This is a genomic window from Gluconobacter sphaericus, from assembly GCF_016757795.1.
Classification (GTDB): domain Bacteria; phylum Pseudomonadota; class Alphaproteobacteria; order Acetobacterales; family Acetobacteraceae; genus Gluconobacter; species Gluconobacter sphaericus.
Window position 1 is genome coordinate 274,277 of sequence record NZ_CP068419.1, and the last position, 21,609, is coordinate 295,885.

Genomic DNA, 21,609 nt, shown 5'->3' on the forward strand with positions numbered 1-21,609 from the left:
CAAGCATCATGGCGTCGATTGCATGGATATCCCATCGCGGGCTTCGTGGTCCTAGGTGCATTGACGGTTGCGGCAAGCGCCCTTCCGCAACCAAGCGAGGAAGGCGATGGGGCTGAGTACATAGACGCTTCGCTACGGCTTCTCTGTTGAGCCAGCGCTCAAGCGTTTCCTGCATTAGCAGCCTCCCCGCGAGGGACGCCCGAAAGCGCGTTCCATTCTTTGACCGTCATGACGAATGGAATTTCTCCCATTCTCCGGCACATCACCCAGCCCGACTTCTGAACCATGAAGTGCAGAGGCCCTGAGTTGTCGTACTTAATCTTCGGGCTTTCACTCATCTCAAACACTCCCACTATCAGACACATTGGTACTCGCTGCGCTCACGTCAGTCACCGCCGCCACCTCCATCCATGCCCGTAGATCCCATTGTGGAACCACACGGACAGCGCGCGCAGAGCAGCGTCGATCGCTGTTAGAATTGGGTGTGGGGTCATGCGGCGATCCCCCGAATGCGCTGTGCGTAACGCTGCTTTGCCTGTCGGTCGTAAAGAACGACATTCACTGTTGCGGCGAGGTTTAGGCAGAACGAAGTCGGAATCATCACGCGGTGCTTGCAGCGATCTACGATCTCACTTCCAAGCGTCCCGTCTTCTGGGCCGAAAATATAATAGGCTCGTTCAGGATGAACGAAGTTGGCCAATTCGACCGCCCCTTCGACTAGATCAACAGCGATTGGGATAGCGTTGAAAGGAATGGTGCTCATCACATCATCTGGGGTCAGCAAGGGCGTATGGCGCCAGGCTTTTTGCGTATCGGCGGCGAGCCCTCCCAAGGCTCGCATCCGACGCTTTCCGCCTACGACAATCAGGTCTGCATTGAAGCAGCCAGCAGCCCTAAATACTCCTCCGACGTTGTGAGGATTTTTACTGTTGTGCAGCGCAATCGCTGCATATCCACGATTACTCATCACCCAATCCCCTCAGCAATATTCAGCAGCCCGCACGCACGGCGGATTTCGTTGTCGTCGTGGTGGAGGTCGGCCAGCCAAGGCGCAGAAGCCGGACGCTCGATCCGATCCATGAGGAGTGAGCGTGCAATCACGTCGCTCAGGTCCTCGTTGATCTCGCGGGGGTGGGTCATCAGAAGATCCTCCCGACAGCTTCGTGCCCGGTGACTTCCTCGATTGCGTAGATTGAAATCCAGCCTTCAGAAATCAGTTGATCAACACGGCGAATTTCAAAAAAGGTAAGAGGCTTTTTTCGGGACTGTTTTTCAGTGAGTGGCGCACTCTTCTGGCCATTACTTAACTTATCGATCCCCATTTTTTTGCAAGCATTGGAAATCGTGTCAGGCGCAGTGCCGATGCAATCAGCAATTTTGGCATAGGATGCTCCAGCGGATCGCATCATGGAGATCAACGGGCGTTGATTTTCCCAAAAATCGTCCGGATAGCGAGAACCGCGCATTATGCCACGTCTCCCATCGGCAGAAGCGGTGCACGCAGGATACGAGCGACCATAAGTGACAGGCCTGCAACGGTCCGTTCTTTGATCTGACGGTCTATGGCGTGCGCCAGTCTGGCGGCTTCTTCATATCGCTGCCAATGCTGATAGGCCGGTCCATGGTTACCCTTCTGGTCTTCCCGGGCCGATTCCCTCAGGCTTACGCAAGCGGCCTTACGGAACTGGCGGCGTTTCATTTCCAGATACGGAACTGATGCTTTGGACACAGTTCTGGCGTTTGCTGTTTCACGCATTTCAAAAATTCCTGTCGTTTACTGTTGGTGTCAGTCGGTAGTTACTTGGGCCACGAAGTCATTCAGGCGCTTTTCTACTCGGTCGATTTCGGCGGTGCGCTCGTCTCGTAAAGCCCGCTCTGCCCTCGTCCCGTGCAGGAAATTGGCCTGTTGGCGCTGTTCCTTGAGATATTCCCAGACCGGAGTCAGATCCTTGCATGCCTGATCGTAAGAGACCGGGCGCGTCAGTGTTGCGGACATCACGCCACAGCCTCGAACTGAGCGACCCAACGCATGCACCATTCCCGGGCGCGTTCGTCGCTTTCGCTATGACGGGCCACCTGTCCTGCACGAAGCTGGCCATCAGTCATTTTCTCGTAAATTCCGAGGCCAGTTTGCTCTTCAAAGATGACAAAGTTGGGCGTCTCGTGGAGCTTGCTGACCGTTCCGAATGGACCGGGATACAGAGCTTTCCATTTCTCGACATCGATGCTCCGGACAAGCGGAAATCCGAAGTCATTCAGAACCGGACCTGATACGGTAGGTCTCAACAGTTCTGCTAAATTTCCCTGGGGCATTACATTTCTCCCATCACCCTCGCTGGGTGTGGGACATTAATGTCCTATTTTTCTTCCGATAGTCAAGGACAAAAATGTCCTACTTCTCAAAAAATAGAAATCCCAGGGAAATTGGTCATAAGATCAAAGACATCACATAAAAAGAAACCCGGCCGGAGCCGGGCGCTTCACCGAATAACGGGAAGATGCTCTAAAACTTGCTGCTCAGAAAGATGTAACCTCGGCGCCAGCCTATAGGCAAGATTATCGCGCCGCTCTCTCCAGTCCTCTGCGTAATCCAGTATGGTTACACCCACTGTGGAGTGATCAAAAACAGACTCTCGCCACAAAAGATTATCTATATCTGTATGCGCGATAGCCTTAACCGGGCTGCCCAATGAAAGATAAAGAACATCAGCAAACTCATCGTAAGAGGCAATTAGATCATTCATCTTGCCCCTCCTCATCAGTAGGCCAGATTTGTTTAGTCTTAATTTGGTCGCGTGCGTAATGAGCGGTTTGAACGAACGGTCCATCAGCCAAGCCAGCTTTCACAGAGACCCTCATTAGACTTTCGCTTCCTGGCAAGGATCGCTCGCCCACAATTAACACACTATTCGGCTTTTTGGCATCACGATGAACTGCTTGAGGAAATTGCAGAGTATGCACCAGATCATCCAGATTAGTCTCTGGGTGGCCGCCTTGAATGTGAGTCCACGTATCGGTAGCCAGCTTTACTTCCGCATTAACGACTGGAGCCGGGCAAAAAACACGACATAAGATTGCACGTTCATCACCCACGAGCAGACTCGGGACTTCCAACGTTCTCCGGTAATTTTATCTCGCCGAATACCCTCTCATATCCATCCACTGACGTCTGAATATTTTTCGCAAGTATCTTGGCCGCAATAGGATTGAGCATAAGTGTGGCCTCATGCGTGATGCTTGCCTCATTAGATAAAGACATGTTGTCAGGGTTTATCTTAGGACCCGTGCTGAATACAGCCACACCAAAGTCGTGACCTGTAATTCCCACCAAGGCATAAGACACTCGATGGATTGGAGCGGAGTTAGTGTTATCAGTGCTCATCGTAGAACCCTTCATACGTTATGCGCATTGTCCAGACAATCTGCCCTATGGCATTAAGACACAATCCGCTTATTGTTCTCACTCTAGTTTCACCCGAATGACACCATCGGCTTCGGTCGGTAGCTCGCCACGACAAGCGCCTGGATGAATACGTCAGGCATCCCGGCATCGTGATCGCCGCGTATGGGCGGAACGCGCACAGGCGTCGCAAAGTCCGGATTCGTGCTTTGTGGCCATAGAATCATCTCGCCGCTTTCCAGCACCTGCACGGCTTTAACGGTTGCCTCGAAGTCGTCTGAGACTTTCGACCTCTGGACTGCAACGACGATCTCGCCTGTCATCGGCATCCTGCCAAGGTCCACTAGGTTAATCACCACGACGATCGATCCGTCCGGGAAAACCTTGTTCATGGAATCCCCTTTAACGAGGAGGCCGTATCGATGGAGGCCCGCATAGGCGGCGTCCAGGGGGACGGTAATCGCGTACCAATCTGCCCGAGGCCATTCCATTGCGTCTCGCCACACACCCGCCTGCACGTCGCCTCGGACTTCGATCTGCGTGGTGTGGACAGGGGTGACAGCATTTTTTTGCTGCGCATCCGAACCTGTGATCTCTGAAGTGGGGATATCCAAGTAAGCAGCGATCTGGCTTATCGTAGTAAGCCTGGGGCTCTGGCTGGATCCGTAAATCACATGTTTAGCCGCCGATTCACTCAACCCAGCACCGAGGCTCGCAGCGCGCATTGAAATCCCCTTCTCATTCAGGATCTTCAATAGGCGCGCGCCGATCTGTGTAGTGGGCTTTTTCATGGGTCTATTATGTCCCATTAAAAAAAAAGCCGCACGGGACAAAAATGTCCTTGCACTCAGGCTTTTCGTAGGACATTAATGTCCCATGACCCAACGTGATCGCCTTCTTCAGCAGATTGAAGATTTCCGTAGCAGCCGAGAAATGTCCGAACGGGCTTTTAGTATTGCCGCCACGGGTAACCCGAAATTTCTTTCGCGTTTCAGGCAAGGCATTTCAACTCTGCGTTCGATTGAGGCCGTTGAGAATTATCTCAAAAATGAAATGGAGCAAGTCACGCAATGACCGGCTTCATGATGGTCTGCAACTCGCATTCCGCAATCCAGCAGCTCTCAATGAGCGTGGCGGTTGGAATGGCGGGTTCAACGCTCTCGAAGGTCGGCATTACCAGTGCCGTTCTGACATGCGAGGCGATGACTTCGGCGGAGACATACGGAACACGGGGCGCAACCCGTGACCGCATGACAGCGCATAGTACGATCATTCTTTCCAGTGTTTCTGCAAATTCCAAATCCAAAGTCGCGTCCTCCTGCCGCTCCCAAAACAATGGAGCGGAAAGATGCGGCGAAATAGGTCAAATTTTGACCGAGATTTGCAAAATCAAATGATAACCACGGCAACCCTCTATTCCGAGACGGTCAGTTCCGTCCTGCGGAGCATCTACGGGAAGCTGAAAAACGGCCCTGAACTCTTGGCGCGTGCAGTCGATGCATCGCCCAGGGCCACTAGGAATTGGCTGGACGGCAATAACGCGCCCCGCGGCGCTGAACTAATCCGGCTTATGGCTGAATGTGAAGAGCTACGCCTTGAAATTGAGCGGCTCGTTCAGGAGGAAAAATGTCGAAAGGGTTTGCCGTCGATTTCGGCGCATGTGGTTTTGGGTGGAGTGGTCGACCACCATCCCTCCGCTTGGGCGTCATCGCCTTCTACTGGTTCGAGCATGGCATCGGCATCATTATGCTCGGATATCGCGCCTCACTCCGGATCGAACGGGAGAAGGTAAAGCGATGAATTACACCGTAGTAATTCCCGGTCCCGCAAAAGGTAAAGGGCGTCCGCGCTTTGGTGGAGGGCGTGCCTTTACTGACAAGGGAACGCAGATTGCGGAAGCATGGGTCAAGCATTGCGCCATTCAGCAGGTCGGCCATCTCGTGCTCGAAACGCCGGTTGCGGTCGATTTGATGATCGATGTGATGCCAGCGGCTTCGTGGTCAAAAAAGAAGCGTGAGGCCGCGCTGTCTGGGGAATTGCAGGCGACCGGTAAGCCGGACGTGGATAACGCCAGTAAGCTCGTTCTTGACGCTCTCAACGGCATTCTTTGGCGTGACGACGCGCAGGTTTGCGATCTTAGGGTGCGACGTCGATATGCGCCAATCGCTCAAACGACAATGATTTTGACTATCCTGTAACGCCGGATCGCGTTGCCCGGTGATCGAAACCACCGGGCTGGGTGATGCGACGAGCATCAATAACAGAGCCGAGGGACGGAACCCCTCGCCTTGAAGGAGACCTTACATGAGCATTATGGCTCAAGTCCAGCGTGGTGTTGTCTATAAGCCGCCGCGGTTGATCATTTACGGAACACATGGTGTCGGCAAGACGACACTGGCATGCGGCGCCCCTGCTCCGATCCTGGTGCAGACGGAAGATGGTGCGGAAAGCATTGGTGTGGACCGGTTCCCGCAGTGCTTGTCCTACGAAGACATCATGGATCAGCTCACCGGTCTGCTTGAGGAAGAGCATGCATTTCAGACGCTGGTGCTCGATAGCCTGGATTGGGCTGAAAAGCTGGTTTGGGACTATTCCTGCCGTCAGAACGGATGGGTTTCAATCACAGATCCGGACTTTGGGCGCGGCTATGCCAAAGCAACCGAAAACTGGAAGATCATCACTGACACACTTCAGCGGCTGCGGGACGAACGTGGAATGGCAATCATTCTGCTGGCCCACAGCCAGATCAAGCGCTTCGAAGACCCGACATCCGGCGGTTACGAGCGGTATCAGATCGATCTCCACCGCGGGGCATCTTCGCTGATGCAGGAAATGGCCGATGGTGTGTTTTTCATGAACTGGAAATCAGTCATCACCGAAGAGAAAGGCGGCTTCGCCAAGGTCAACAAAGCCAAAGGAAACGGCCAGCGCCTGATCTTTACTGAAGAGCGTCCTGCCGCCTTGGCAAAGAACCGGTTCGGTCAGTTCGGGATGCCCGACAAGATCGAAATTCCCAACGATCCGGCTGAAAGCTGGAACGCGCTTGCCGCCAACATCCCCTATTTTGCGAACTGAGGAACATAGCCATGTCAGGAAATCTTGCAGGCCTTTACGATCAGGATACAGCTCCGGATGCCCCTGATTTCGAACTGATCCCGGTAGGAGATTATGACGGAGATATCGTCAAAGCTGAACTGAAAGATACCCGCGCGGGGTGCATGATCTCATTGCAGATCAAGCTGGATAACGGGCGCAGCGTGTTCGACAATTTGAACATCCAGTGCTCAAGCAGTCAACAGGCCGAGGATATTGCCAAAGCTGCTGTCAAAAAGATCGGACAGACGAACAACAAGATCATTCGGGATACATCCGATCTGGAGCTGTGCCGTGTTCGCGTTCGTGTCGGTATTCAGCCTGCGCGTGGCGAATACAGTGAACGCAACGTGGTTAAGTTCTACCAAGACCCCAGCAAAGCATCCACGCCAGCGCGCCCAGCCCCAGCCCCAGCCGCGGGCCGCATTCCAGCGCCTGCCGGCCGCCGGCCAGCTCCTGCTGCACGTACTACCCCTCCCCCTGCTGCTTCGTCCGGAAACAAGCCATGGGTCCGCAATCGGCAGCCTGAGCCAGAGGGGCCGAACGCGGATCTTGGCGGAGATGAAATTCCGTACTGACCTAACCTCCGGGTCCTGAGCGACCCGGCTTTCCTTTCAGGTGAATAAGAACAGGAGGCCACCGTGTCCGATCACGACACGACGGGAAAACTGCGTCTGCGTGACTATCAGCAGAAAGCAATCGATCAGACCTGGGAATGGCTCCAGAACAACGACGGCTGTCCGATCATCGATGCGGCCGTGGGCGCGGGCAAATCCGTCATTATGGCGGCCATGATGACGCAGGCATGTGAATGGGATGCGGGTGCACGGATCCTGATGATTACGCACTCGTCGCAGCTTGTGCAGCAGAACTACGCCAAACTGGTTAATCTCTGGCCCATGGCTCCTGCCGGAATTTATTCAGCCGCCCTGAAGCAGAAAGATCTTTACGCTCAGATCCTGTTTGCGACCATTCAGTCCATCTACAAGAAAGGCTACGACATCGGGCGCGTGGATCTCATCCTGGTGGACGAGTGCCATACGATCAGCCGCAAAGAAAAGACTATGTGGCACCGGTTCCTGACCGACATCGCTCGCGTCAACAAGGGAGTGCGGATGATCGGCTTTTCCGGCACTCCCTGGCGACTTGGCGAAGGGCCGCTGATCGAAGGTGATGACGCCATATTTCATGGCATCAGCTACCGGATCAGCATCATGGATCTGATCAAACAGGGATTTCTGGTTCCCGTTACTACTCAGGCAACCGGCATCCGCGTTGAAACGGCAGGCCTGAAAAAGACGGGCGGCGATTACAATATCGGACAGCTGACGGCCGCGGTCGATGACCAGATCGAGACTGCCGTTGCCGACTTCGTTGAGCGCGGCCGGGATCGGCGCACCTGGTTTATTTTTGTGCCATCGGTCGAAAATGCGCGGCATGTGGCTGATGCCATTCACCGGCATAGTATCAGTTGCGAAATCGTCACTGCCGATACACCAGAGGTCGAGCGCAGCAGGATCCTGAACGGAATGCGGGCAGGCACCATTCGCAGTGCTGTCAGCGTAGGAACGCTCACCACAGGAGTGGATGTGCCCCAGGCCGATATGATCGTCGGTCTGCGGCCGACCACGTCCAGCGCCCTTCTGATCCAGATGATCGGCCGCGTTCTGCGCCTGTCACCGGAAACAGGCAAGACTGATGCTCTGCTTTGCGATTATGCGGGGTGGCTGGCCCAGCATGGCCCGGTCGATCTGATTGAACCGCCGCGCGCCCGTGGCAAAGGCGGCGAACCACCGACAAAGCAATGCGAAGTCTGTGACACCAAAGTGCCGATCCACATCATGGAATGTCCGACCTGCGGGTTTCTCTTTCCGGCAAAGGAAAAAGAAGAAGAGCCGGTCAGGGCCTCCAATCTTGCCGCGCTTTCCACGGATGTGAAGCCAGTTCGTGTTCCTATCATCGACATGAAGTTCCGCCGAAATCCTGGGCGGGATGGCAAGCCTGACACGCTTCGGATCACCTTCAATTCGGTGATGCAGGACTACAACAAATTTCTGACGTTTGAGCCAGAAGCAAATCCATGGGCACGGAAGAAATCAGCCGAAGCGTGGGCTCAAATGGCGTTTCTGCCTGTTCATCAGAAAGCCCCGGCTTCGATTGATGAGGCGATCAATCGCAAGGCAGAACTTCGAGTCCCGAAGGAAATCACCGTCAAGCCGGTTGGGAAATATCCTGAAATCGTAGAGATCCATTATGAGTGATGCGAGCCGCAAGGCCTTTCTGTCTGCGATGGACAGCGCGCTTGACTGGCTGGAAGCCAACGGCATGACCGCGGCTTTCGCCAATTTCACAGAGGCTCAGGCCGAGAGCTTCTTTGCCTCCTTTCTCGACAAATACGTGCTTGAGATCACCGCAACATGGGATCGGAAGCTGATCAGAACAATCGGAGTTCCACGCAATGACCAAGGGTAATCTCGAAGGCATCTTTGACTGGGACAGTGTTCAGCGCCGCGAGCCCTATCAGGACCTGATTGGAGAGCTTGGCATCCCTTACCCCATCTTCCCGTGCGGTATGAACAAGCAGCCGCTGACGCGACACGGCTTTAAGGATGCGTCGGCAGAACCGGCGCTGATCGCGGCCATGTTCAAACCCTTTCCCGGCGCGCGCATCGGCATGCCGACAGGAAAGGCATCCGGAATTTTCGTGGTTGATATCGACACGAAAAATGGCCCGGAAGCCGTCGAGTGGATGATGGCCCATGACCTCCAGAACCAGACGAAGTGCGTGCGCACTCAGTCAGGCGGCTATCATCTGTGGTATCAGATGCCGACTCTCAAGCTGCGCAATACCGCAAGTCGCATCGTTCGAGGCGTCGATACCCGCGGCGAAGGCGGCTATGTCCTAATCCCGCCATCAGATGGGTATTACGACTTCAACGATGAAGCCGTCGAGGAATTGCCTGCATGGCTGCTTGAAGAACTGCAGCGCAAACCTGAACCGGCGCCAGCTCCAGTCGTGTCCAGCCCCTCCCCGCGCCACGTTGATGGGGGCACACCATACGGGCTTGAGGCCTTGGCCAGGGAATGCGATGCCATTCGGTACGCCGGGGACGGATCAAAGCATACCACACTCAACAAGGCAGCTTATTCGATCGGCGGCCTGGTTGCGTCCGGGGAGCTGGAACAGTCACTTGCATTGGCCGATCTGCGGTCAGCTCTCAATGATATTCGATCAGCATGCCGGGATTTCCGGGCCGCTGAACGCACACTGGACCGGTCCTTTCGTGAAGGCGTCGGACGCCCGCGTGACGTGGAGCATATCGAAGCCCACGAAGAAATCAGCGATGAGTGGGCTCCCCTGCTTCAGGACATCAGCCGCAATAACCTGCCTGAACGGAACGTTTCTGCGCTGGTGCCGAAAAACCTGCAGGGCGTCGATGGATTTCTGGAGGAGTTCGTAGCTTACACAACCCGGACAGCACGCCGCCCGCAACCTTTCGCAGCTCTTGCCGCTGGCATCGCGCTTGTCTCGGCTCTGGCAGGACGCAAATATCGGACAAAGACAGATCTGTGGACCAATCTTTATGCCGTCAGCATCATCGACAGTGCTGGAGGAAAGGACCACGCGCGCCGCGTCATAAAGCGCATTCTCGCTCAGGCAAACCTCATGGACTACCTGGGCGGCGAGGATATCGCGTCCGGTACGGCCTTGCATACGGCCCTGAAAATTCATCCGGCAAAGGTCTTCATGATCGATGAATGTGGTGACTTTCTTCGAGGCGTTCTCGGTATCAAGGCCAGTGCTCACAAACAGCAGATCGCGCAGAAGCTGAAATCCCTGTACACCTCCAGCGCGGACGTCATGCTTGGAACCGAATATGCCGACCAGTCTGAGAAGACGGGCCGCAAGCGTGAGGATATTCACAATCCTATCGCCACCATTTACGGGACTTCAACACCCGCTCAGTTCTGGTCTGCTGTGGCCGGCGCCTCACTGGCTGACGGGCTTCTCGGGCGCTTCCTGGTGTTCATCCCGGAAGAGAACTATCCCGACCTGCAGGACACGGAAGTTGAGGATATCCCGCAGAGCCTGATCGAAAGGGCGCAGCAGATCGCGCATGGCTGCCGGAAACACGATCCGGGCAACATCGAAGCCATGATGCTCTCCGACACGCCAGCCAATCCGTACACGGTGCAATACAGCGTGGACGCCGTGCGCGTTCTCAAGAAGTGCGAAAGCCAGCAGGAGGTGCTGCTGAAACAGAACGAGGGCACTTACATCACTTCGCTGGCCGGGCGCATCGTAGAGAATGCGTGCAAGTTGGCTCTGATCCAAAGCGTGTCCCGCAACCCGCAGGATCCCATGATCAGCGAAAAGGATATGAAATGGGGGATGGAGCTGTCCCTGCATTGCTTCGACGCTATGCGACAAGGTGCAGAGCGCTACGTTTCAGAGAATGAGACCCAGGGGCTCCGCAAGGAAATTCTTGAGATCATCCGAAGCGCGGACGGAGAGATGACCGGAAGGGATATCCTCAGGAGGATGGGGATGAAGATCTCTGCCAAGGAGCGGGATGAGGTCCTCAATACCCTGGTAGAGGCCGGGTATATCATTGCACAGGATCGAAGACCGGAAGGCGCCGGGAGGCCGACGCGTTCATACCGAATTGCCTGAAATCAAGCCCCCACAACATGGGGGCTTTTTTATTGTCAATTTTGACTAATTTCCGAATGACAAAATTCGATCAAAAAACCGCAGAAGATCAAGGGTTATATAATATTGTCATTAATTTATTATATTATAGATATCATATTGATTGGCAGTTCATCCGGGTATCGCGCGCGTGCGCGTAAGGACGAAAATGACAAAATTCATTTCCTATCGTCTATACCGCAGAAAACTGCCAAATAATTCTGGCAGAGATAATGTCATCGGCGTGTGCCATAAATGACAAAACTCCTTCTCCTAAAAAACTGCAGAATTCAGCCGCTTTATGCTGGTACTGAATGTACGTCTGTACTAGCATTCCTGGCATGATAAACCCCGAAAATCCGCCAATTTCCAACACCTGGCCAGCCTGCATCGGCGAGCATGCAGCGGCACTGGCTAATTATCATCGTCTCGGCATGGTGCGTGATAGCCTCGACATTGGCGGTCGTGCGCATTCTGAGGAGAATGGGCTACTCGGGTTGGTGGTCCCTTTTGATGTTCATCTGGCCGCTCTGGATCATTGGCCTCGTGAAGCTATCAAAAGCAGACTGGCCCGCTCTGCGTCGGTGATCAATCCTTGGGCGGAAGTGCGTCGGTTGGGGTATTGGTTGATACCCCATATTGTAAATACAACTTATCGTAAGTTTATTGGGTAGAACTGATCGAGTTTGAAGAAATTCTCTTCATGTTCTATTGCAAAATTAATTCCTATTATGCATTGCTGATTAGATTGGCCAGTCGTAGTCGTAACTCTGCGGTCAACAAACGCGTACTCTTTATCTTTTCTCCTTTCTTCAAAAAGGAAATGGTCACCTAAATAAAACGAGTTACCTAATTCAGCACTGACCGCTCTCACGGCTTTCCTTAGATCCTCCTCTTTAGTCCCGCTTGCGCGGACTGTTATTTCAGGCTCTGCGCGCCCGGAGAAACTTATTGTAGCGAGGGTGACAAATTTCATATCGCGATTCCATTTCTAGTCAGTCATTTGAGAATCGAAGTTTATTACAAAATATGTATTAGGCTCAAACGGATTTAATTTATCCGTTATGGCTGATGATATTGCGGTATCCCGTTACCGGTTTTGCTTGTACTGAACGGGGTCCAATGATAGGTTTGCCCTATGACAAAACTCAATGAAAAGCAGGCTCGGTTCGTTGAGGAATACCTTGTCGATTTGAATGCAGCGCAGGCTGCAATTCGGGCAGGATACAGCCAGAAAACGGCGCGAACTCAAGGGCAGCGACTGTTGACAAATGCTGACATTCAAGACGCTGTATCAGAAGCGCAAAAGTCCCGCTCGGCTCGTACACAAATCACGCAGGATCGCGTCATTCAGGAAATCGCCCGACTTGGCTTGAGTGACGTGCGAAAGCTTTTCGATGACGGCGGTCGTCTGTTCCAGCCGCATGAATGGGATGACGACACAGCTGCAGCTGTCGCCTCCATTGAAGTCGATCAACGCAAAGAGCCTGGCGAAGATGGTGAGCGCTACACTGTCACCAAGATCAAGGCGTGGGATAAGAACGCGGCACTCGAAAAACTCTGCAAACACCTTGGCCTGTACGAGCGCGACAATGAGCAAAAACAGGTTGTGGTGAATATCCGCGACGATCTGGATGATTGAAGTCACGCTCCCTGCCCACGGATGGAAGCCGCGCGATTATCAACGTGAGCTTTGGAAATACCTTAGATCGGGCGGCAAGCGCGCCTACGAAGTCGCGCACCGGCGATGGGGGAAAGATGACGTTGCCCTGAACTGGGCGGCGATCAGTGCCATGAAGAAGGTCGGCAACTACTGGCATATGCTTCCCGAGGCGAGCCAAGCGCGAAAGGCTATCTGGGACGCTGTGAACCCGCACACTGGACGCCGACGCATAGACGAAGCCTTCCCGGCCGAGATCCGCGCCACGACCAAAGAACAGGAAATGTTCATCCGGTTCATCAACGGCTCAACATGGCAGGTCGTGGGTTCGGACAACTTCAACAGCCTCGTGGGATCAACTCCGATTGGTGTGGTGTTCTCTGAGTGGGCGCTCGCAAACCCTTCGGCCTGGGCGTTTCTCTCTCCGATCCTGCTGGAGAATGGCGGATGGGCGATGTTCATCACTACGCCTCGCGGTCGCAATCACGCCAAGACGTTCTTCGATGCCATGCGCGGTGAGCCGGGTTGGTTCTGCGAGGTCTCAAGCGTTGAGAAAACAGGCCGCTTCACCCCTGAACAGTTGGCAGCAGAAAGGCGGCAGCTTGTGGCGCAGTATGGCGAGGATGACGGCGGCGCGAAGTATGAGCAGGAGTATGACTGCTCATTCGATGCGGCTATTCAGGGCAGCTACTACGGCAAGATCATGAAGCGCCTTGATGAGGACGGACGGCTAGGGGATGTTCCGCATAATCCTTCCCTGCCCGTCATCACGGCTTGGGATCTTGGCATTGGTGACAGCACAGTTATTTGGTGCGCGCAGCAGATCGGGCCAGACGTTCGCGTGATCGACTGCATTGCCGCATCCGGTCAGGGCATCGACTGGTACGTGCGAGAGCTTGGGAAGCGGCCTTACAATTATCGGCAGCACATCGTTCCTCACGACGCAAACAACGGCGACCTTGGGACAGGACAGCGCCGCATCGATACCATGCGCTCGCTTGGCATGAACCCGATCCGTGTGCTCCCACGAACGGCGGTTGATGACGGAATTAGCGCAGCCCGTAATCTCCTGCCGCGTTGCAGGATTGACCGGACAAAATGCAAGCGCGGCATTGAAGCGCTCGAGCAGTACCGAAAGTCATGGGACGACGCGAACAAGGTCTTTCGGGACAAGCCCCTCCATGACTGGGCTTCTGATTATGCGGACGCCTTTCGTTATCTGGCCGTAGGCTTGCGGGACCGTGAAGACGACAAGCCGAAACGCAAACCGATCGAGCGCCCATCGTTTATAGGAACAAATGCGGGCTGGATGGGAATGTAATCGGCCGCACCTGTTGAATTTGATTGTACTGACAGAATTTCGTGTGGTATTTGAATACCTCATGAGCGCACGCCTCCAAGAAACAAATGACGTTCTCCACGAAGTACAAGAGCGGTTCGAGGCTGCTCGTGATTTCGAGGCTCAGTGGCGCAAGCGTGCGCTTGAGGATCTGCGCTTCTTCCATGCGGATGCCTACAATCACGCGCAATGGGACAGCGCGGTCTATCAGGCGCGTGCTGGCACGTTTGGCGGCTCCCCTCGCCCATGCCTGACGATCAACAAAACGCAGCAGCACGTCTTCCAGATCGAGAATGACGCGCGGCAGTCGCAAATGGGCATGAAGGTCAATGCGACCGGCTTTGGATCGACCGAAAAAGCGGCTGACGTCATCGAAGGCATCATTCGCCATATCGAGTACCAGTCGAACGCTCAGCAGAACGCCTATAACTGCGCCATTCAAGGGCAGGTTCGCCAAGGCATGGGCTGGGTCCACGTCATCACGGATTATGTGCGCGGACAAGACAGCTTCGATCAGGACTTCTTCATCAAGTCCGTGCCTGATCCGCGCTCTGTTTATTCAGATCCCAACACGCAAGAGCCCGATCATTCCGACATGCAGTGGGCGATGATCGTTGAGGAAATGCCGCGCGCGGAGTTCGAGCGGCTGTATCCCGGGCATGACGACATCAAGGGCGCGCCACTCTCCATCGCGACGGACAGCGATGACCGGACAGATGCGATCGAGCGCGATATTGTGCGGGTGTTTCGCTACTACCGAAAGAGCGAAGAGAAAGACACGCTCTGGGCCTGTCCGGTGATGCAGCCGGACGGTTCCGTCGTCACGCAGCCGATGCGCGAGAGCGAGATGGCCCCCGAGATGGTGGAAATGTGCCGCGAAATGAAGGCGCAGTCACGACCAATCACGCGTCCGCAGGTTGAGTTCTTCTTGATCGCAGGGAATGAGGTCATTTCTTCAGGCCTGACCGTGTTCCAGCACATCCCTCTTGTACCTTTCGTTGGTATTGAGAGCGTGATTGACGGACGCCTTGACCGCTGTGGTCTGGTCCGTTCTCTCATAGATCCGCAACGCATGTTCAACTACAGCGCTTCGGCTTTCGTGGAGAGTATTGCTACACAGACGAAATCGCCCTGGCTGGTCGATGAGCGTTCGATTGAGGGGTACGAGAACCAGTGGGCAAGCGCTAACACGTCCAATCAGGCGTGGTTGCCGTATCGCTCCATTGATCCAGACACTTCAGAACCTTTACAAGCCCCTCAGCGCCTTGACCCGCCAACCGGCAGCACGGGTCACATGCAGGCCATGCAGAACGCCGATCTGCAAATGCAGATGGTCACGGGACAATATCAGGCAGAGATGGGTGCCCCCGGCAACGAGAAGTCTGGGCGCGCCATCAACGAACGCCAGCGCCAGTCCGACACGGCAAACTATCACTACACCGACAATCAGGGCATGGCGCTTCGTCTCTTGGGCCGCATCCTGATCGACGCTATCCCGCTCGTGTACGACACGGCGCGCGCGGTGCAGGTGCTTGGTATGGACGGCCAGCAGTCAAGCGCGATTGTCGATCCGAAATCACCGCAAGCCGCTCAAGTTGTTCTGCCGCCCGGACCGGATGGTCAACCCGCTCAGCCCCAGCCAAACCTGACATTTGAGCAGCAGCTTGCGCAGGAAGGCGCGATCCTTGCGGTAAACCCGACGATTGGGCGCTACGATGTCGAAGCAGACGTCGGCCCTGCCTTCGCCACGCGCCGTCAGGACACGTTCAATTCCCTGATGCAGGTGTTGCAGGCCAATCCTGCCATCATGGGGCAGATCGGCGATCTGTTCTTCAAAGCCGCTGACTTCCCGCTCGCTGACGAGATTGCTGACCGGCTTAAGCCTGCCTCTGATGACCCCCGTCTTGGACAGGCTCAGCAGGTCATTCAACAGCTTCAGGCAGAGTTGCAGAAAGCTAAGCAGGACTTGGCCGACAAGACGGCAGAACATCAACACACAGTCGTCAAGGACGCGATGGCTGCTGATACGAACCAGTACAAAGCCGAGACAGATCGCATGGCCGCGATTGGATCCGAAGATCCGGAGGCGTTGCGCGTGTTGGTTCATCAGCTTGTACAGCAGGCGCTTGGTGGCGCTGGTCGGCCTCCTGACGATGGCGCGGCGCCAGTTATGCAGGATGGTCCGCCCGGTCCTATCCCGCGCCTTCCTTCTTCCAATCCCCCGGGCGGCGTCATTCATGCCCCCAACCCAGTGACAGGAGCAGTTGACGCATGAGCGCCCCAGTCTCGATTTCCATTACGCGGAACAAAAATGGATACACCATTTCGACCTACAACCGAGAATACGACAGCAAAGATATCAGCGTGGCCGAGACAGAGGCGCGGATGCTGAAAATTGTACGTGAGTGGTCAAAGGAGGTCAGTAAATGAGCGATACCCTAGAAGCCCCCGTTGTCGAGACGACAGAAGCGCCGGTAGATCGCTTTGCGGGCGTGGAATTCGGTAGCGAGACGCAAGCTGAGCGCCCTATCACGCCAACCGATCAGCCACTCAATACCCAGACGCCTCCGGAGCCGGAGGGAAAGACAGAGCCGCAAGAGCCGACATGGTACGTCAAGCGCATCGGCAGTGTCACGGCAAAGCGTAAGGAGGCCGAAGAACGGGCCTCCCGCGCAGAGCAAGAGCTTGCCGAGTACAAGCGCGCCCTTGCCGCCTCGCGCGGTGATGAAGATCAGCAGCCCGAATTGACGCCGGACCAGATCAGGCAGCAGGAACGGGATGTTATCGCCCGACAGCAAGCACACCAAGCGGAAGTGCAGCAGTTTGGCGCGGCAACGCAGCGAGTGGCGCAATCCCTGACAGAATTGCACGGCGCAGAGGCAATCCAGACAGCAACGCAGTCCCTTGTTGAGCGCGCTGGCCTTGATTTTGGTAACAAGTCACACCAGCAGATCATTCGCGACATATCGGAGTTGCCGAACAGTGGCGCGGTGTATTATGCTCTTGCTAACGATCCCGATGCAGCAAGCGAATTGCTAGAAGCCCCAGAGCGCAAGCAGTTCGCTATGCTACAGAGGTTCGCTGACAAGATGCCCGCAAAGGTGCAGGAACAGACAACGACGCCCCCTCCTCGCACGGCCCCGGCCATCTCGAAAGCGCCGCCTCCTGTCGCCGCAACGTCTGGCTCGGGACGAGCGACCTCAAGCCGCTCGATTTATGATGGCGACCTCAGCATGGAAGACTACATCAAACTGAGGTCCAAGAAGTAAGCCGAAGGGCTCTAAGCTGACGTTTCCCGGTGTCGCATAACCGGGCGCTGACTGGCGCGACAGCCACGGGTGGTTTCCGGTCGTAACCGGCGCACGTTCTGGCGATGCCGAGAACGGGTCATGAGGCGCAAAAGCGCCATGTGTGAAAGCCCTACCCGTGGCCAACAATCTGATTAACAACAGCATGATCACGCGCGAAGCGCTCATGCTACGTCGCAACACCAACGATTTCATTCAGAACGTCTCGCGCGAATATCAGGACCAGTTCGCGCAGCGCGGAGCCAAGATCGGCGACACGATCAACGTGCGGCTGCCGAACGATTATGTCGTGCAGGATGGTCCGACCGTGAACCCGGAAGCGACTGCTGAGCGCTCCATTCCGCTGACGATCAACTTCCGCAAGAACGTCCCTATGTCCTTCTCCACGCAGGAGCGGACCTTGAACATGGACGACTTCTCGGGTCGCTACATCGCGCCTGCGGTGAATGCTCTCGTTGGTCAGGTTGCATCGGACGCCATGACGCTCGCTCTTCAGGCGTCGAACATGGTGGTCAACACGGATGGCGACGGCAATCTGATTACGCCATCCTCTCAGACGTGGCTTCAGGCGAAGGCAATCCTGACGGCATGCAATGCGCCGCTTGATGACCGCTTTGCCGTTCTGGATCCGATGACCGATGCCAACACGGTTGCGGGCATGATGGGCATGTTCAATCCCGGCAACACTGTCTCTCGCCAGACGACTGATGGCCAGATGGGTTCGAAGATCCTTGGCGTCCGTGAGTGGATGCAGGACCAGACCGTTACGATCAGCCAAACCGGCTCCTATGACGGGAAGGCGACGGCAACCGGTACTTACGGCAACTACACGCCGAACGGCGCGCCCGTCACGACGATCTCGTCCAGCGCATCCCCGCATTCGTCGGTTCTCACAGTCTCTGCGATCAACGGCACGCTCAATGCTGGCGACATCATCACGATTGCCGGTGTGAACCGCATCAATCGCATCAACAAGAACAGCTTGCATGTCCCTCAGCAGTTCGTTGTTCTGGCTGATTGCGCCTCTGGCGCGACGTCCATTCCGCTTTCTCCGGCAATCATCCCGCCGGGTGCGAATGGTCCGGTGCCGTATCAGACTGTTGACGCGGCTCCTGCTGCTGATGCGGCCATTACGCTCGTGGCTCCGGCAAACTCCATCATTCGCCGGAACATGCTTTACAGCAAGCGCGCCCTGACGCTCGCAACTGTTGATCTCGAAATGGTGGATCGCGGCGTTGTGGACTGTGGTCGCGCATCGCTCGACGGCATCAGTCTGCGCACGCTGACTTACTACAACGGCTCGGACGATACCCGCGCAACACGTCTCGATGTGCTGTACGGCATCGGAATGCTGCGTCCTGACTGGTGTGTCATCGTACCTGAGCTGGTCAGCTAATGAAGCACTACCCGCGCACTCTCGTTGCCCCGAATGGCTACACAACAGTGACTGTCCAGAACGAGGAACAGGAGGCGCGGGTTCGTGCCCGCTTTAAAGGAAAATCCGAGCCGGAAGGCAAGGATGCCTCCCCCAAGCCCATCATGAGACGTAAAGGGCGCATGCCAAATGTCCGCAAGCCTTAACGGCGCGCCCGGTAGCGCAGGATATCTCGTATCTGATCTAATCGGCATGGCGCTCGAACAACTTGGCGTCGGCGTTGGCGGACAAAATGCAGACCCGCAAGGGCTGACATCAGGTGTCATGCACCTGAATATGTTGCTTGCTCAGTGGCAGCGAAAGCGATGGCTGGTACCGAACCTGATCGATCGCGCCTTCATGTCCACTGGGCAGAGCGTTTATTATGTTGGTCCGGGCGGTGATCTGGATATCCCTTTACGGCCTGACAAGATTGAGGCGGCATATGCTCGTCTGCTCAATGGAGCCACTCAATCCACAGAGGGCGACTTCAGTCGGAGCGATTTCGACAACGAATTCATGCTCGGAAACGATGGTCTCGATTCCGGCGTGCAGCCTATCGATTACCCTCTCGAATTAATTCAGTCCTACGAAGATTACTCAGGTCTTGGGCTAAAGGCACTCAGGTCGTGGCCGAATTACGCCTACTATAATCCGGCATTTCCGATGGGTGAATTCCGGCCGTGGCCAATTCCCTCCGAAGCAATCTGGGAATTCCACCTAATCTTCAAGGCACCACTGCCTGCCAACCTCACCCTGACTGACCCGGTCAATCTGCCTCCTGAATATTGGGATGCGATCATGTGGTCTCTGGCTGCGCGCTTAAGCCCCTCCTACGGGCAGCCAGCAAATCCGACCGTCACAGCGGCAATGAAGGCAGCGTTGAGCACGTTGCGCGCATCCAGCACGCAGGTCCCGACGCTCGGGATGCCCTCGATCTTGAGCCCAATAAATAACCCGTTCTACTGGCCCGGTCTGGAGATACAAAGACTATGAGTGGATCCATTTCGCCCAACCAGGCCACGTTCTCCAAGTCTCAACGCGCCATCACGTTCGACGAAATGAATGCGCTCGTCGCCAATAAGACGGACATGATCGACGGTGCTATCGCGTCGGAAGATTTCCCGGAAGCGATCCAACACGCCAGCCTGATCGCAGACGTCGCGCTGATGCGGGCATATGGCGCTGCCTTCGATGGCGTGACCGACGATGGTCCTGCGTTCAATGCGATCATTGCTGCGGTCACGGCCGGCGGCATCGGTACGACAGTCAATTCATTGCCCGCTATTATTTTCGAACTTCCGGCCAAGACAGTCCTGATCGGCACGACGATTATATCTGGCTCGGTCAATGTTTCCATGCGTGGCTGCGGTGCTCAGAATACTGTCCTACTGATGAAAAGCGGCGGCAACGGTATCTGGCAGCACGGGACACAAGCCAATCCGTCACAGGGTTACGTTGAGATCGAAAATCTGATGATGCAGGATGCGGATGCGTCGGCATCGGGCGCAACGGCTCTGAACTTCTATTTTACAGCTGGCCTTGTTCCCACGATCCGGATTGACCGCGTCCGTCTGCTTCACTTTGCCCAGGGCATCTACATGCTCAATCCTCCGCGCGATATCAACGTGAGGGATTTGACGGTCTATGGGCCGGATTACGCAATGCAGGCCTCCCCCGGCATTGTCGTCGAAAGCACACAATCTGGCCCTGAGGTATTCACGACCACATGGGATAACGTCAACGTCTTCAACTATGCATGGGGCTGGCGGTTCATCGGCGGCGGCATGATCGAGGGCCATCGGTTCAAGGCCTGCACGGCCTATAACGGATGGGGCATGGTTCAGGCCTATGTGCATGGCGATGGCATCGTCGGCCTAACTGGATATCAGGCAGTCATCTGGGATTTCTACTGCTGCGACTGGCAGGGATTCGGTTACGCGCTGGATCTCCACAATGTGCGCGGCGTACGCGTGCGTGGCGGTTATTGGACCTTCAACGATCGCACAACGGCTTCTGGCACGACTATCGCGCCGCCATGGGGCTCAAGAACATCCGCCGCGACGAATGCGATGTTCGATTTCTACAATGCGGGCGATGTCCTGATGGAGGGAATGCAGATCGACATTCCCTCGTCCGGTACTTTTGATGACACCGTGATTGCGCATTTCGATGACGGCTGCTCTCACGTCAGGATCAAGGATAACGCTATCTATGCCAATTCAAAGCTCTACGGCGGTTTTGAGCTTGGCGACACTGACGCCAGCAGCTTGGCGACAAATACGCTGAAGGTCTTGGAGAACGAGTGGCTGAACTGGGTGAGCGGTGACAAGGTTATCGATCACGGCTCCAAGCAGATCGACCTGCCGTGGCTGTCTGACAATTACTACGGCACTCAGACACAGGCGGGGCTGATCACGCTTCAGCAGCAGGTAACGGTCACCGTGCAATCCGGGACTGTGTCCAGCACAGACACTACTGAGATCGGCCAGATCTACGTCGCATTTCCGACGAACCGGTATGGCAACAACCTTTTCAAGGGAGGCGCTCCCACCGTCGTTGCCAACGTGCAGCAGGCCCTCACCGACAGCCAATCACCCTTTTTTCTAGGAGAGGTCAATCGGGCTGGATTTTACATGAATACCACCAAGAACATGGTCGGTGTTCAGGTAACGGTTCCTTATATCGCGATGGGGTGGTAA

The 21,609-nt window shown here is 55.4% G+C and carries 30 protein-coding genes; 18 read left to right on the forward strand and 12 right to left on the reverse strand.

Features of this window, described 5'->3' with window-relative positions; genetic code table 11:
- Window positions 1-490: 490 nt before the first annotated feature.
- The 10 genes from IGS75_RS01295 to IGS75_RS01335 form a co-directional block, all read right to left on the reverse strand.
- On the reverse strand, window positions 491-967 hold the full coding sequence (locus tag IGS75_RS01295; RefSeq protein ID WP_202257343.1) for an RNA methyltransferase: 477 nt from the start codon (window positions 965-967) through the stop codon (window positions 491-493).
- Window positions 967-1,140, reverse strand: a complete 174-nt coding sequence (locus IGS75_RS01300; RefSeq protein WP_202257344.1) for a hypothetical protein — start codon at window positions 1,138-1,140, stop codon at window positions 967-969. The genes IGS75_RS01295 and IGS75_RS01300 overlap by 1 nt, the downstream gene beginning before the upstream one ends.
- Window positions 1,140-1,466, reverse strand: a complete 327-nt coding sequence (locus IGS75_RS01305) for a helix-turn-helix domain-containing protein (RefSeq protein ID WP_202257345.1) — start codon at window positions 1,464-1,466, stop codon at window positions 1,140-1,142. The genes IGS75_RS01300 and IGS75_RS01305 overlap by 1 nt, the downstream gene beginning before the upstream one ends.
- On the reverse strand, window positions 1,466-1,756 hold the full coding sequence (locus IGS75_RS01310) for a hypothetical protein (protein WP_202257346.1): 291 nt from the start codon (window positions 1,754-1,756) through the stop codon (window positions 1,466-1,468). The genes IGS75_RS01305 and IGS75_RS01310 overlap by 1 nt, the downstream gene beginning before the upstream one ends.
- Window positions 1,757-1,786: 30 nt before the next feature.
- Window positions 1,787-1,996: a hypothetical protein gene (locus tag IGS75_RS01315; RefSeq protein WP_202257347.1), complete on the reverse strand. Its 210-nt coding sequence runs from the start codon at window positions 1,994-1,996 to the stop codon at window positions 1,787-1,789.
- The gene (locus tag IGS75_RS01320) at window positions 1,996-2,313 is read right to left on the reverse strand and encodes a hypothetical protein (protein WP_202257348.1); all 318 of its coding nucleotides are present in this window, start codon (window positions 2,311-2,313) and stop codon (window positions 1,996-1,998) included. Before IGS75_RS01320 ends, IGS75_RS01315 begins: the two co-directional genes overlap by 1 nt.
- Window positions 2,314-2,480: 167 nt before the next feature.
- On the reverse strand, window positions 2,481-2,744 hold the full coding sequence (locus IGS75_RS01325) for a hypothetical protein (protein WP_202257349.1): 264 nt from the start codon (window positions 2,742-2,744) through the stop codon (window positions 2,481-2,483).
- Window positions 2,737-3,093: a hypothetical protein gene (locus IGS75_RS01330; protein WP_202257350.1), complete on the reverse strand. Its 357-nt coding sequence runs from the start codon at window positions 3,091-3,093 to the stop codon at window positions 2,737-2,739. The genes IGS75_RS01325 and IGS75_RS01330 overlap by 8 nt, the downstream gene beginning before the upstream one ends.
- Window positions 3,086-3,382 carry a DUF3467 domain-containing protein gene (locus IGS75_RS15380; protein ID WP_237468917.1) on the reverse strand — a complete coding sequence of 99 codons (297 nt, stop codon included), beginning with the start codon at window positions 3,380-3,382 and terminating at the stop codon, window positions 3,086-3,088. Before IGS75_RS15380 ends, IGS75_RS01330 begins: the two co-directional genes overlap by 8 nt.
- 89 nt (window positions 3,383-3,471) lie before the next feature.
- The gene (locus tag IGS75_RS01335) at window positions 3,472-4,191 is read right to left on the reverse strand and encodes a LexA family protein (protein WP_202257351.1); all 720 of its coding nucleotides are present in this window, start codon (window positions 4,189-4,191) and stop codon (window positions 3,472-3,474) included.
- 85 nt (window positions 4,192-4,276) lie between these two features.
- Here IGS75_RS01335 and IGS75_RS01340 point away from each other — a divergent pair, with 85 nt between their 5' ends.
- The gene (locus IGS75_RS01340) at window positions 4,277-4,474 is read left to right on the forward strand and encodes a hypothetical protein (RefSeq protein ID WP_202257352.1); all 198 of its coding nucleotides are present in this window, start codon (window positions 4,277-4,279) and stop codon (window positions 4,472-4,474) included.
- Here IGS75_RS01340 and IGS75_RS01345 read toward each other — a convergent pair.
- On the reverse strand, window positions 4,464-4,673 hold the full coding sequence (locus IGS75_RS01345) for a hypothetical protein (RefSeq protein ID WP_202257353.1): 210 nt from the start codon (window positions 4,671-4,673) through the stop codon (window positions 4,464-4,466). The two genes, IGS75_RS01340 and IGS75_RS01345, sit on opposite strands and share 11 nt — an antisense overlap.
- 353 nt (window positions 4,674-5,026) lie before the next feature.
- Here IGS75_RS01345 and IGS75_RS01350 point away from each other — a divergent pair, with 353 nt between their 5' ends.
- From IGS75_RS01350 to IGS75_RS01385, 8 genes are all read left to right on the forward strand, one after another.
- On the forward strand, window positions 5,027-5,200 hold the full coding sequence (locus IGS75_RS01350) for a hypothetical protein (RefSeq protein ID WP_202257354.1): 174 nt from the start codon (window positions 5,027-5,029) through the stop codon (window positions 5,198-5,200).
- Window positions 5,197-5,598 (forward strand): RusA family crossover junction endodeoxyribonuclease, encoded by a 402-nt coding sequence (locus tag IGS75_RS01355; RefSeq protein ID WP_202257355.1) that lies wholly within the window; start codon window positions 5,197-5,199, stop codon window positions 5,596-5,598. Before IGS75_RS01350 ends, IGS75_RS01355 begins: the two co-directional genes overlap by 4 nt.
- 106 nt (window positions 5,599-5,704) lie before the next feature.
- Window positions 5,705-6,475, forward strand: coding sequence for an ATP-binding protein (locus IGS75_RS01360; RefSeq protein WP_202257356.1), 771 nt, complete (start codon window positions 5,705-5,707; stop codon window positions 6,473-6,475).
- Window positions 6,476-6,486: 11 nt separating this feature from the next.
- Window positions 6,487-7,071 carry a hypothetical protein gene (locus IGS75_RS01365; protein ID WP_202257357.1) on the forward strand — a complete coding sequence of 195 codons (585 nt, stop codon included), beginning with the start codon at window positions 6,487-6,489 and terminating at the stop codon, window positions 7,069-7,071.
- A gap of 63 nt (window positions 7,072-7,134) precedes the next feature.
- Entirely contained in the window at window positions 7,135-8,754 is a 1,620-nt protein-coding gene (locus IGS75_RS01370; protein ID WP_202257358.1) for a DEAD/DEAH box helicase, read from the forward strand.
- Window positions 8,747-8,965: a hypothetical protein gene (locus IGS75_RS01375; protein ID WP_202257359.1), complete on the forward strand. Its 219-nt coding sequence runs from the start codon at window positions 8,747-8,749 to the stop codon at window positions 8,963-8,965. The genes IGS75_RS01370 and IGS75_RS01375 overlap by 8 nt, the downstream gene beginning before the upstream one ends.
- Complete coding sequence (locus IGS75_RS01380) at window positions 8,952-11,168, forward strand: bifunctional DNA primase/polymerase (RefSeq protein ID WP_202257360.1); 2,217 nt, start codon at window positions 8,952-8,954, stop codon at window positions 11,166-11,168. Before IGS75_RS01375 ends, IGS75_RS01380 begins: the two co-directional genes overlap by 14 nt.
- Window positions 11,169-11,527: 359 nt before the next feature.
- Entirely contained in the window at window positions 11,528-11,860 is a 333-nt protein-coding gene (locus IGS75_RS01385; RefSeq protein ID WP_202257361.1) for a hypothetical protein, read from the forward strand.
- Here the strand turns inward: IGS75_RS01385 and IGS75_RS01390 are convergent.
- Window positions 11,839-12,162, reverse strand: coding sequence for a hypothetical protein (locus IGS75_RS01390; RefSeq protein WP_202257362.1), 324 nt, complete (start codon window positions 12,160-12,162; stop codon window positions 11,839-11,841). The two genes, IGS75_RS01385 and IGS75_RS01390, sit on opposite strands and share 22 nt — an antisense overlap.
- Window positions 12,163-12,324: 162 nt before the next feature.
- Here IGS75_RS01390 and IGS75_RS01395 point away from each other — a divergent pair, with 162 nt between their 5' ends.
- From IGS75_RS01395 to IGS75_RS01435, 9 genes are all read left to right on the forward strand, one after another.
- Window positions 12,325-12,828 carry a terminase small subunit gene (locus IGS75_RS01395; RefSeq protein ID WP_202257363.1) on the forward strand — a complete coding sequence of 168 codons (504 nt, stop codon included), beginning with the start codon at window positions 12,325-12,327 and terminating at the stop codon, window positions 12,826-12,828.
- Entirely contained in the window at window positions 12,821-14,167 is a 1,347-nt protein-coding gene (locus IGS75_RS01400) for a hypothetical protein (RefSeq protein WP_202257364.1), read from the forward strand. Before IGS75_RS01395 ends, IGS75_RS01400 begins: the two co-directional genes overlap by 8 nt.
- 61 nt (window positions 14,168-14,228) lie before the next feature.
- Window positions 14,229-16,460 (forward strand): portal protein, encoded by a 2,232-nt coding sequence (locus tag IGS75_RS01405; RefSeq protein ID WP_202257365.1) that lies wholly within the window; start codon window positions 14,229-14,231, stop codon window positions 16,458-16,460.
- Window positions 16,457-16,615 (forward strand): hypothetical protein, encoded by a 159-nt coding sequence (locus IGS75_RS01410; protein ID WP_202257366.1) that lies wholly within the window; start codon window positions 16,457-16,459, stop codon window positions 16,613-16,615. The genes IGS75_RS01405 and IGS75_RS01410 overlap by 4 nt, the downstream gene beginning before the upstream one ends.
- Window positions 16,612-17,454: a hypothetical protein gene (locus IGS75_RS01415; protein ID WP_202257367.1), complete on the forward strand. Its 843-nt coding sequence runs from the start codon at window positions 16,612-16,614 to the stop codon at window positions 17,452-17,454. The genes IGS75_RS01410 and IGS75_RS01415 overlap by 4 nt, the downstream gene beginning before the upstream one ends.
- Window positions 17,455-17,611: 157 nt before the next feature.
- Window positions 17,612-18,889 (forward strand): P22 phage major capsid protein family protein, encoded by a 1,278-nt coding sequence (locus IGS75_RS01420; RefSeq protein ID WP_202257368.1) that lies wholly within the window; start codon window positions 17,612-17,614, stop codon window positions 18,887-18,889.
- Window positions 18,889-19,074, forward strand: coding sequence for a hypothetical protein (locus IGS75_RS01425; protein ID WP_202257369.1), 186 nt, complete (start codon window positions 18,889-18,891; stop codon window positions 19,072-19,074). The genes IGS75_RS01420 and IGS75_RS01425 overlap by 1 nt, the downstream gene beginning before the upstream one ends.
- Complete coding sequence (locus IGS75_RS01430; RefSeq protein ID WP_202257370.1) at window positions 19,058-19,903, forward strand: hypothetical protein; 846 nt, start codon at window positions 19,058-19,060, stop codon at window positions 19,901-19,903. Before IGS75_RS01425 ends, IGS75_RS01430 begins: the two co-directional genes overlap by 17 nt.
- Window positions 19,900-21,609 (forward strand): pectate lyase family protein, encoded by a 1,710-nt coding sequence (locus tag IGS75_RS01435; protein WP_202257371.1) that lies wholly within the window; start codon window positions 19,900-19,902, stop codon window positions 21,607-21,609. The genes IGS75_RS01430 and IGS75_RS01435 overlap by 4 nt, the downstream gene beginning before the upstream one ends.

Excerpts from the sequence above, each read along its gene's own strand:
- IGS75_RS01430 (WP_202257370.1), top strand. The coding sequence starts at position 19,058 with ATGTCCGCAAGCCTTAACGGCGCGCCCGGTAGCGCAGGATATCTCGTA.
- IGS75_RS01325 (WP_202257349.1), bottom strand. The coding sequence starts at position 2,744 with ATGAATGATCTAATTGCCTCTTACGATGAGTTTGCTGATGTTCTTTAT.
- IGS75_RS01425 (WP_202257369.1), top strand. The coding sequence starts at position 18,889 with ATGAAGCACTACCCGCGCACTCTCGTTGCCCCGAATGGCTACACAACA.
- IGS75_RS01375 (WP_202257359.1), top strand. The coding sequence starts at position 8,747 with ATGAGTGATGCGAGCCGCAAGGCCTTTCTGTCTGCGATGGACAGCGCG.
- IGS75_RS01405 (WP_202257365.1), top strand. The coding sequence starts at position 14,229 with ATGAGCGCACGCCTCCAAGAAACAAATGACGTTCTCCACGAAGTACAA.
- IGS75_RS01345 (WP_202257353.1), bottom strand. The coding sequence starts at position 4,673 with ATGATCGTACTATGCGCTGTCATGCGGTCACGGGTTGCGCCCCGTGTT.
- IGS75_RS01335 (WP_202257351.1), bottom strand. The coding sequence starts at position 4,191 with ATGAAAAAGCCCACTACACAGATCGGCGCGCGCCTATTGAAGATCCTG.
- IGS75_RS01305 (WP_202257345.1), bottom strand. The coding sequence starts at position 1,466 with ATGCGCGGTTCTCGCTATCCGGACGATTTTTGGGAAAATCAACGCCCG.
- IGS75_RS01350 (WP_202257354.1), top strand. The coding sequence starts at position 5,027 with ATGTCGAAAGGGTTTGCCGTCGATTTCGGCGCATGTGGTTTTGGGTGG.
- IGS75_RS01415 (WP_202257367.1), top strand. The coding sequence starts at position 16,612 with ATGAGCGATACCCTAGAAGCCCCCGTTGTCGAGACGACAGAAGCGCCG.
- IGS75_RS01435 (WP_202257371.1), top strand. The coding sequence starts at position 19,900 with ATGAGTGGATCCATTTCGCCCAACCAGGCCACGTTCTCCAAGTCTCAA.
- IGS75_RS01315 (WP_202257347.1), bottom strand. The coding sequence starts at position 1,996 with ATGTCCGCAACACTGACGCGCCCGGTCTCTTACGATCAGGCATGCAAG.
- IGS75_RS01410 (WP_202257366.1), top strand. The coding sequence starts at position 16,457 with ATGAGCGCCCCAGTCTCGATTTCCATTACGCGGAACAAAAATGGATAC.
- IGS75_RS01310 (WP_202257346.1), bottom strand. The coding sequence starts at position 1,756 with ATGCGTGAAACAGCAAACGCCAGAACTGTGTCCAAAGCATCAGTTCCG.
- IGS75_RS01380 (WP_202257360.1), top strand. The coding sequence starts at position 8,952 with ATGACCAAGGGTAATCTCGAAGGCATCTTTGACTGGGACAGTGTTCAG.
- IGS75_RS01395 (WP_202257363.1), top strand. The coding sequence starts at position 12,325 with ATGACAAAACTCAATGAAAAGCAGGCTCGGTTCGTTGAGGAATACCTT.
- IGS75_RS01320 (WP_202257348.1), bottom strand. The coding sequence starts at position 2,313 with ATGCCCCAGGGAAATTTAGCAGAACTGTTGAGACCTACCGTATCAGGT.
- IGS75_RS15380 (WP_237468917.1), bottom strand. The coding sequence starts at position 3,382 with ATGAGCACTGATAACACTAACTCCGCTCCAATCCATCGAGTGTCTTAT.
- IGS75_RS01400 (WP_202257364.1), top strand. The coding sequence starts at position 12,821 with ATGATTGAAGTCACGCTCCCTGCCCACGGATGGAAGCCGCGCGATTAT.
- IGS75_RS01360 (WP_202257356.1), top strand. The coding sequence starts at position 5,705 with ATGAGCATTATGGCTCAAGTCCAGCGTGGTGTTGTCTATAAGCCGCCG.
- IGS75_RS01385 (WP_202257361.1), top strand. The coding sequence starts at position 11,528 with ATGATAAACCCCGAAAATCCGCCAATTTCCAACACCTGGCCAGCCTGC.
- IGS75_RS01365 (WP_202257357.1), top strand. The coding sequence starts at position 6,487 with ATGTCAGGAAATCTTGCAGGCCTTTACGATCAGGATACAGCTCCGGAT.
- IGS75_RS01390 (WP_202257362.1), bottom strand. The coding sequence starts at position 12,162 with ATGAAATTTGTCACCCTCGCTACAATAAGTTTCTCCGGGCGCGCAGAG.
- IGS75_RS01295 (WP_202257343.1), bottom strand. The coding sequence starts at position 967 with ATGAGTAATCGTGGATATGCAGCGATTGCGCTGCACAACAGTAAAAAT.
- IGS75_RS01355 (WP_202257355.1), top strand. The coding sequence starts at position 5,197 with ATGAATTACACCGTAGTAATTCCCGGTCCCGCAAAAGGTAAAGGGCGT.
- IGS75_RS01340 (WP_202257352.1), top strand. The coding sequence starts at position 4,277 with ATGACCCAACGTGATCGCCTTCTTCAGCAGATTGAAGATTTCCGTAGC.
- IGS75_RS01300 (WP_202257344.1), bottom strand. The coding sequence starts at position 1,140 with ATGACCCACCCCCGCGAGATCAACGAGGACCTGAGCGACGTGATTGCA.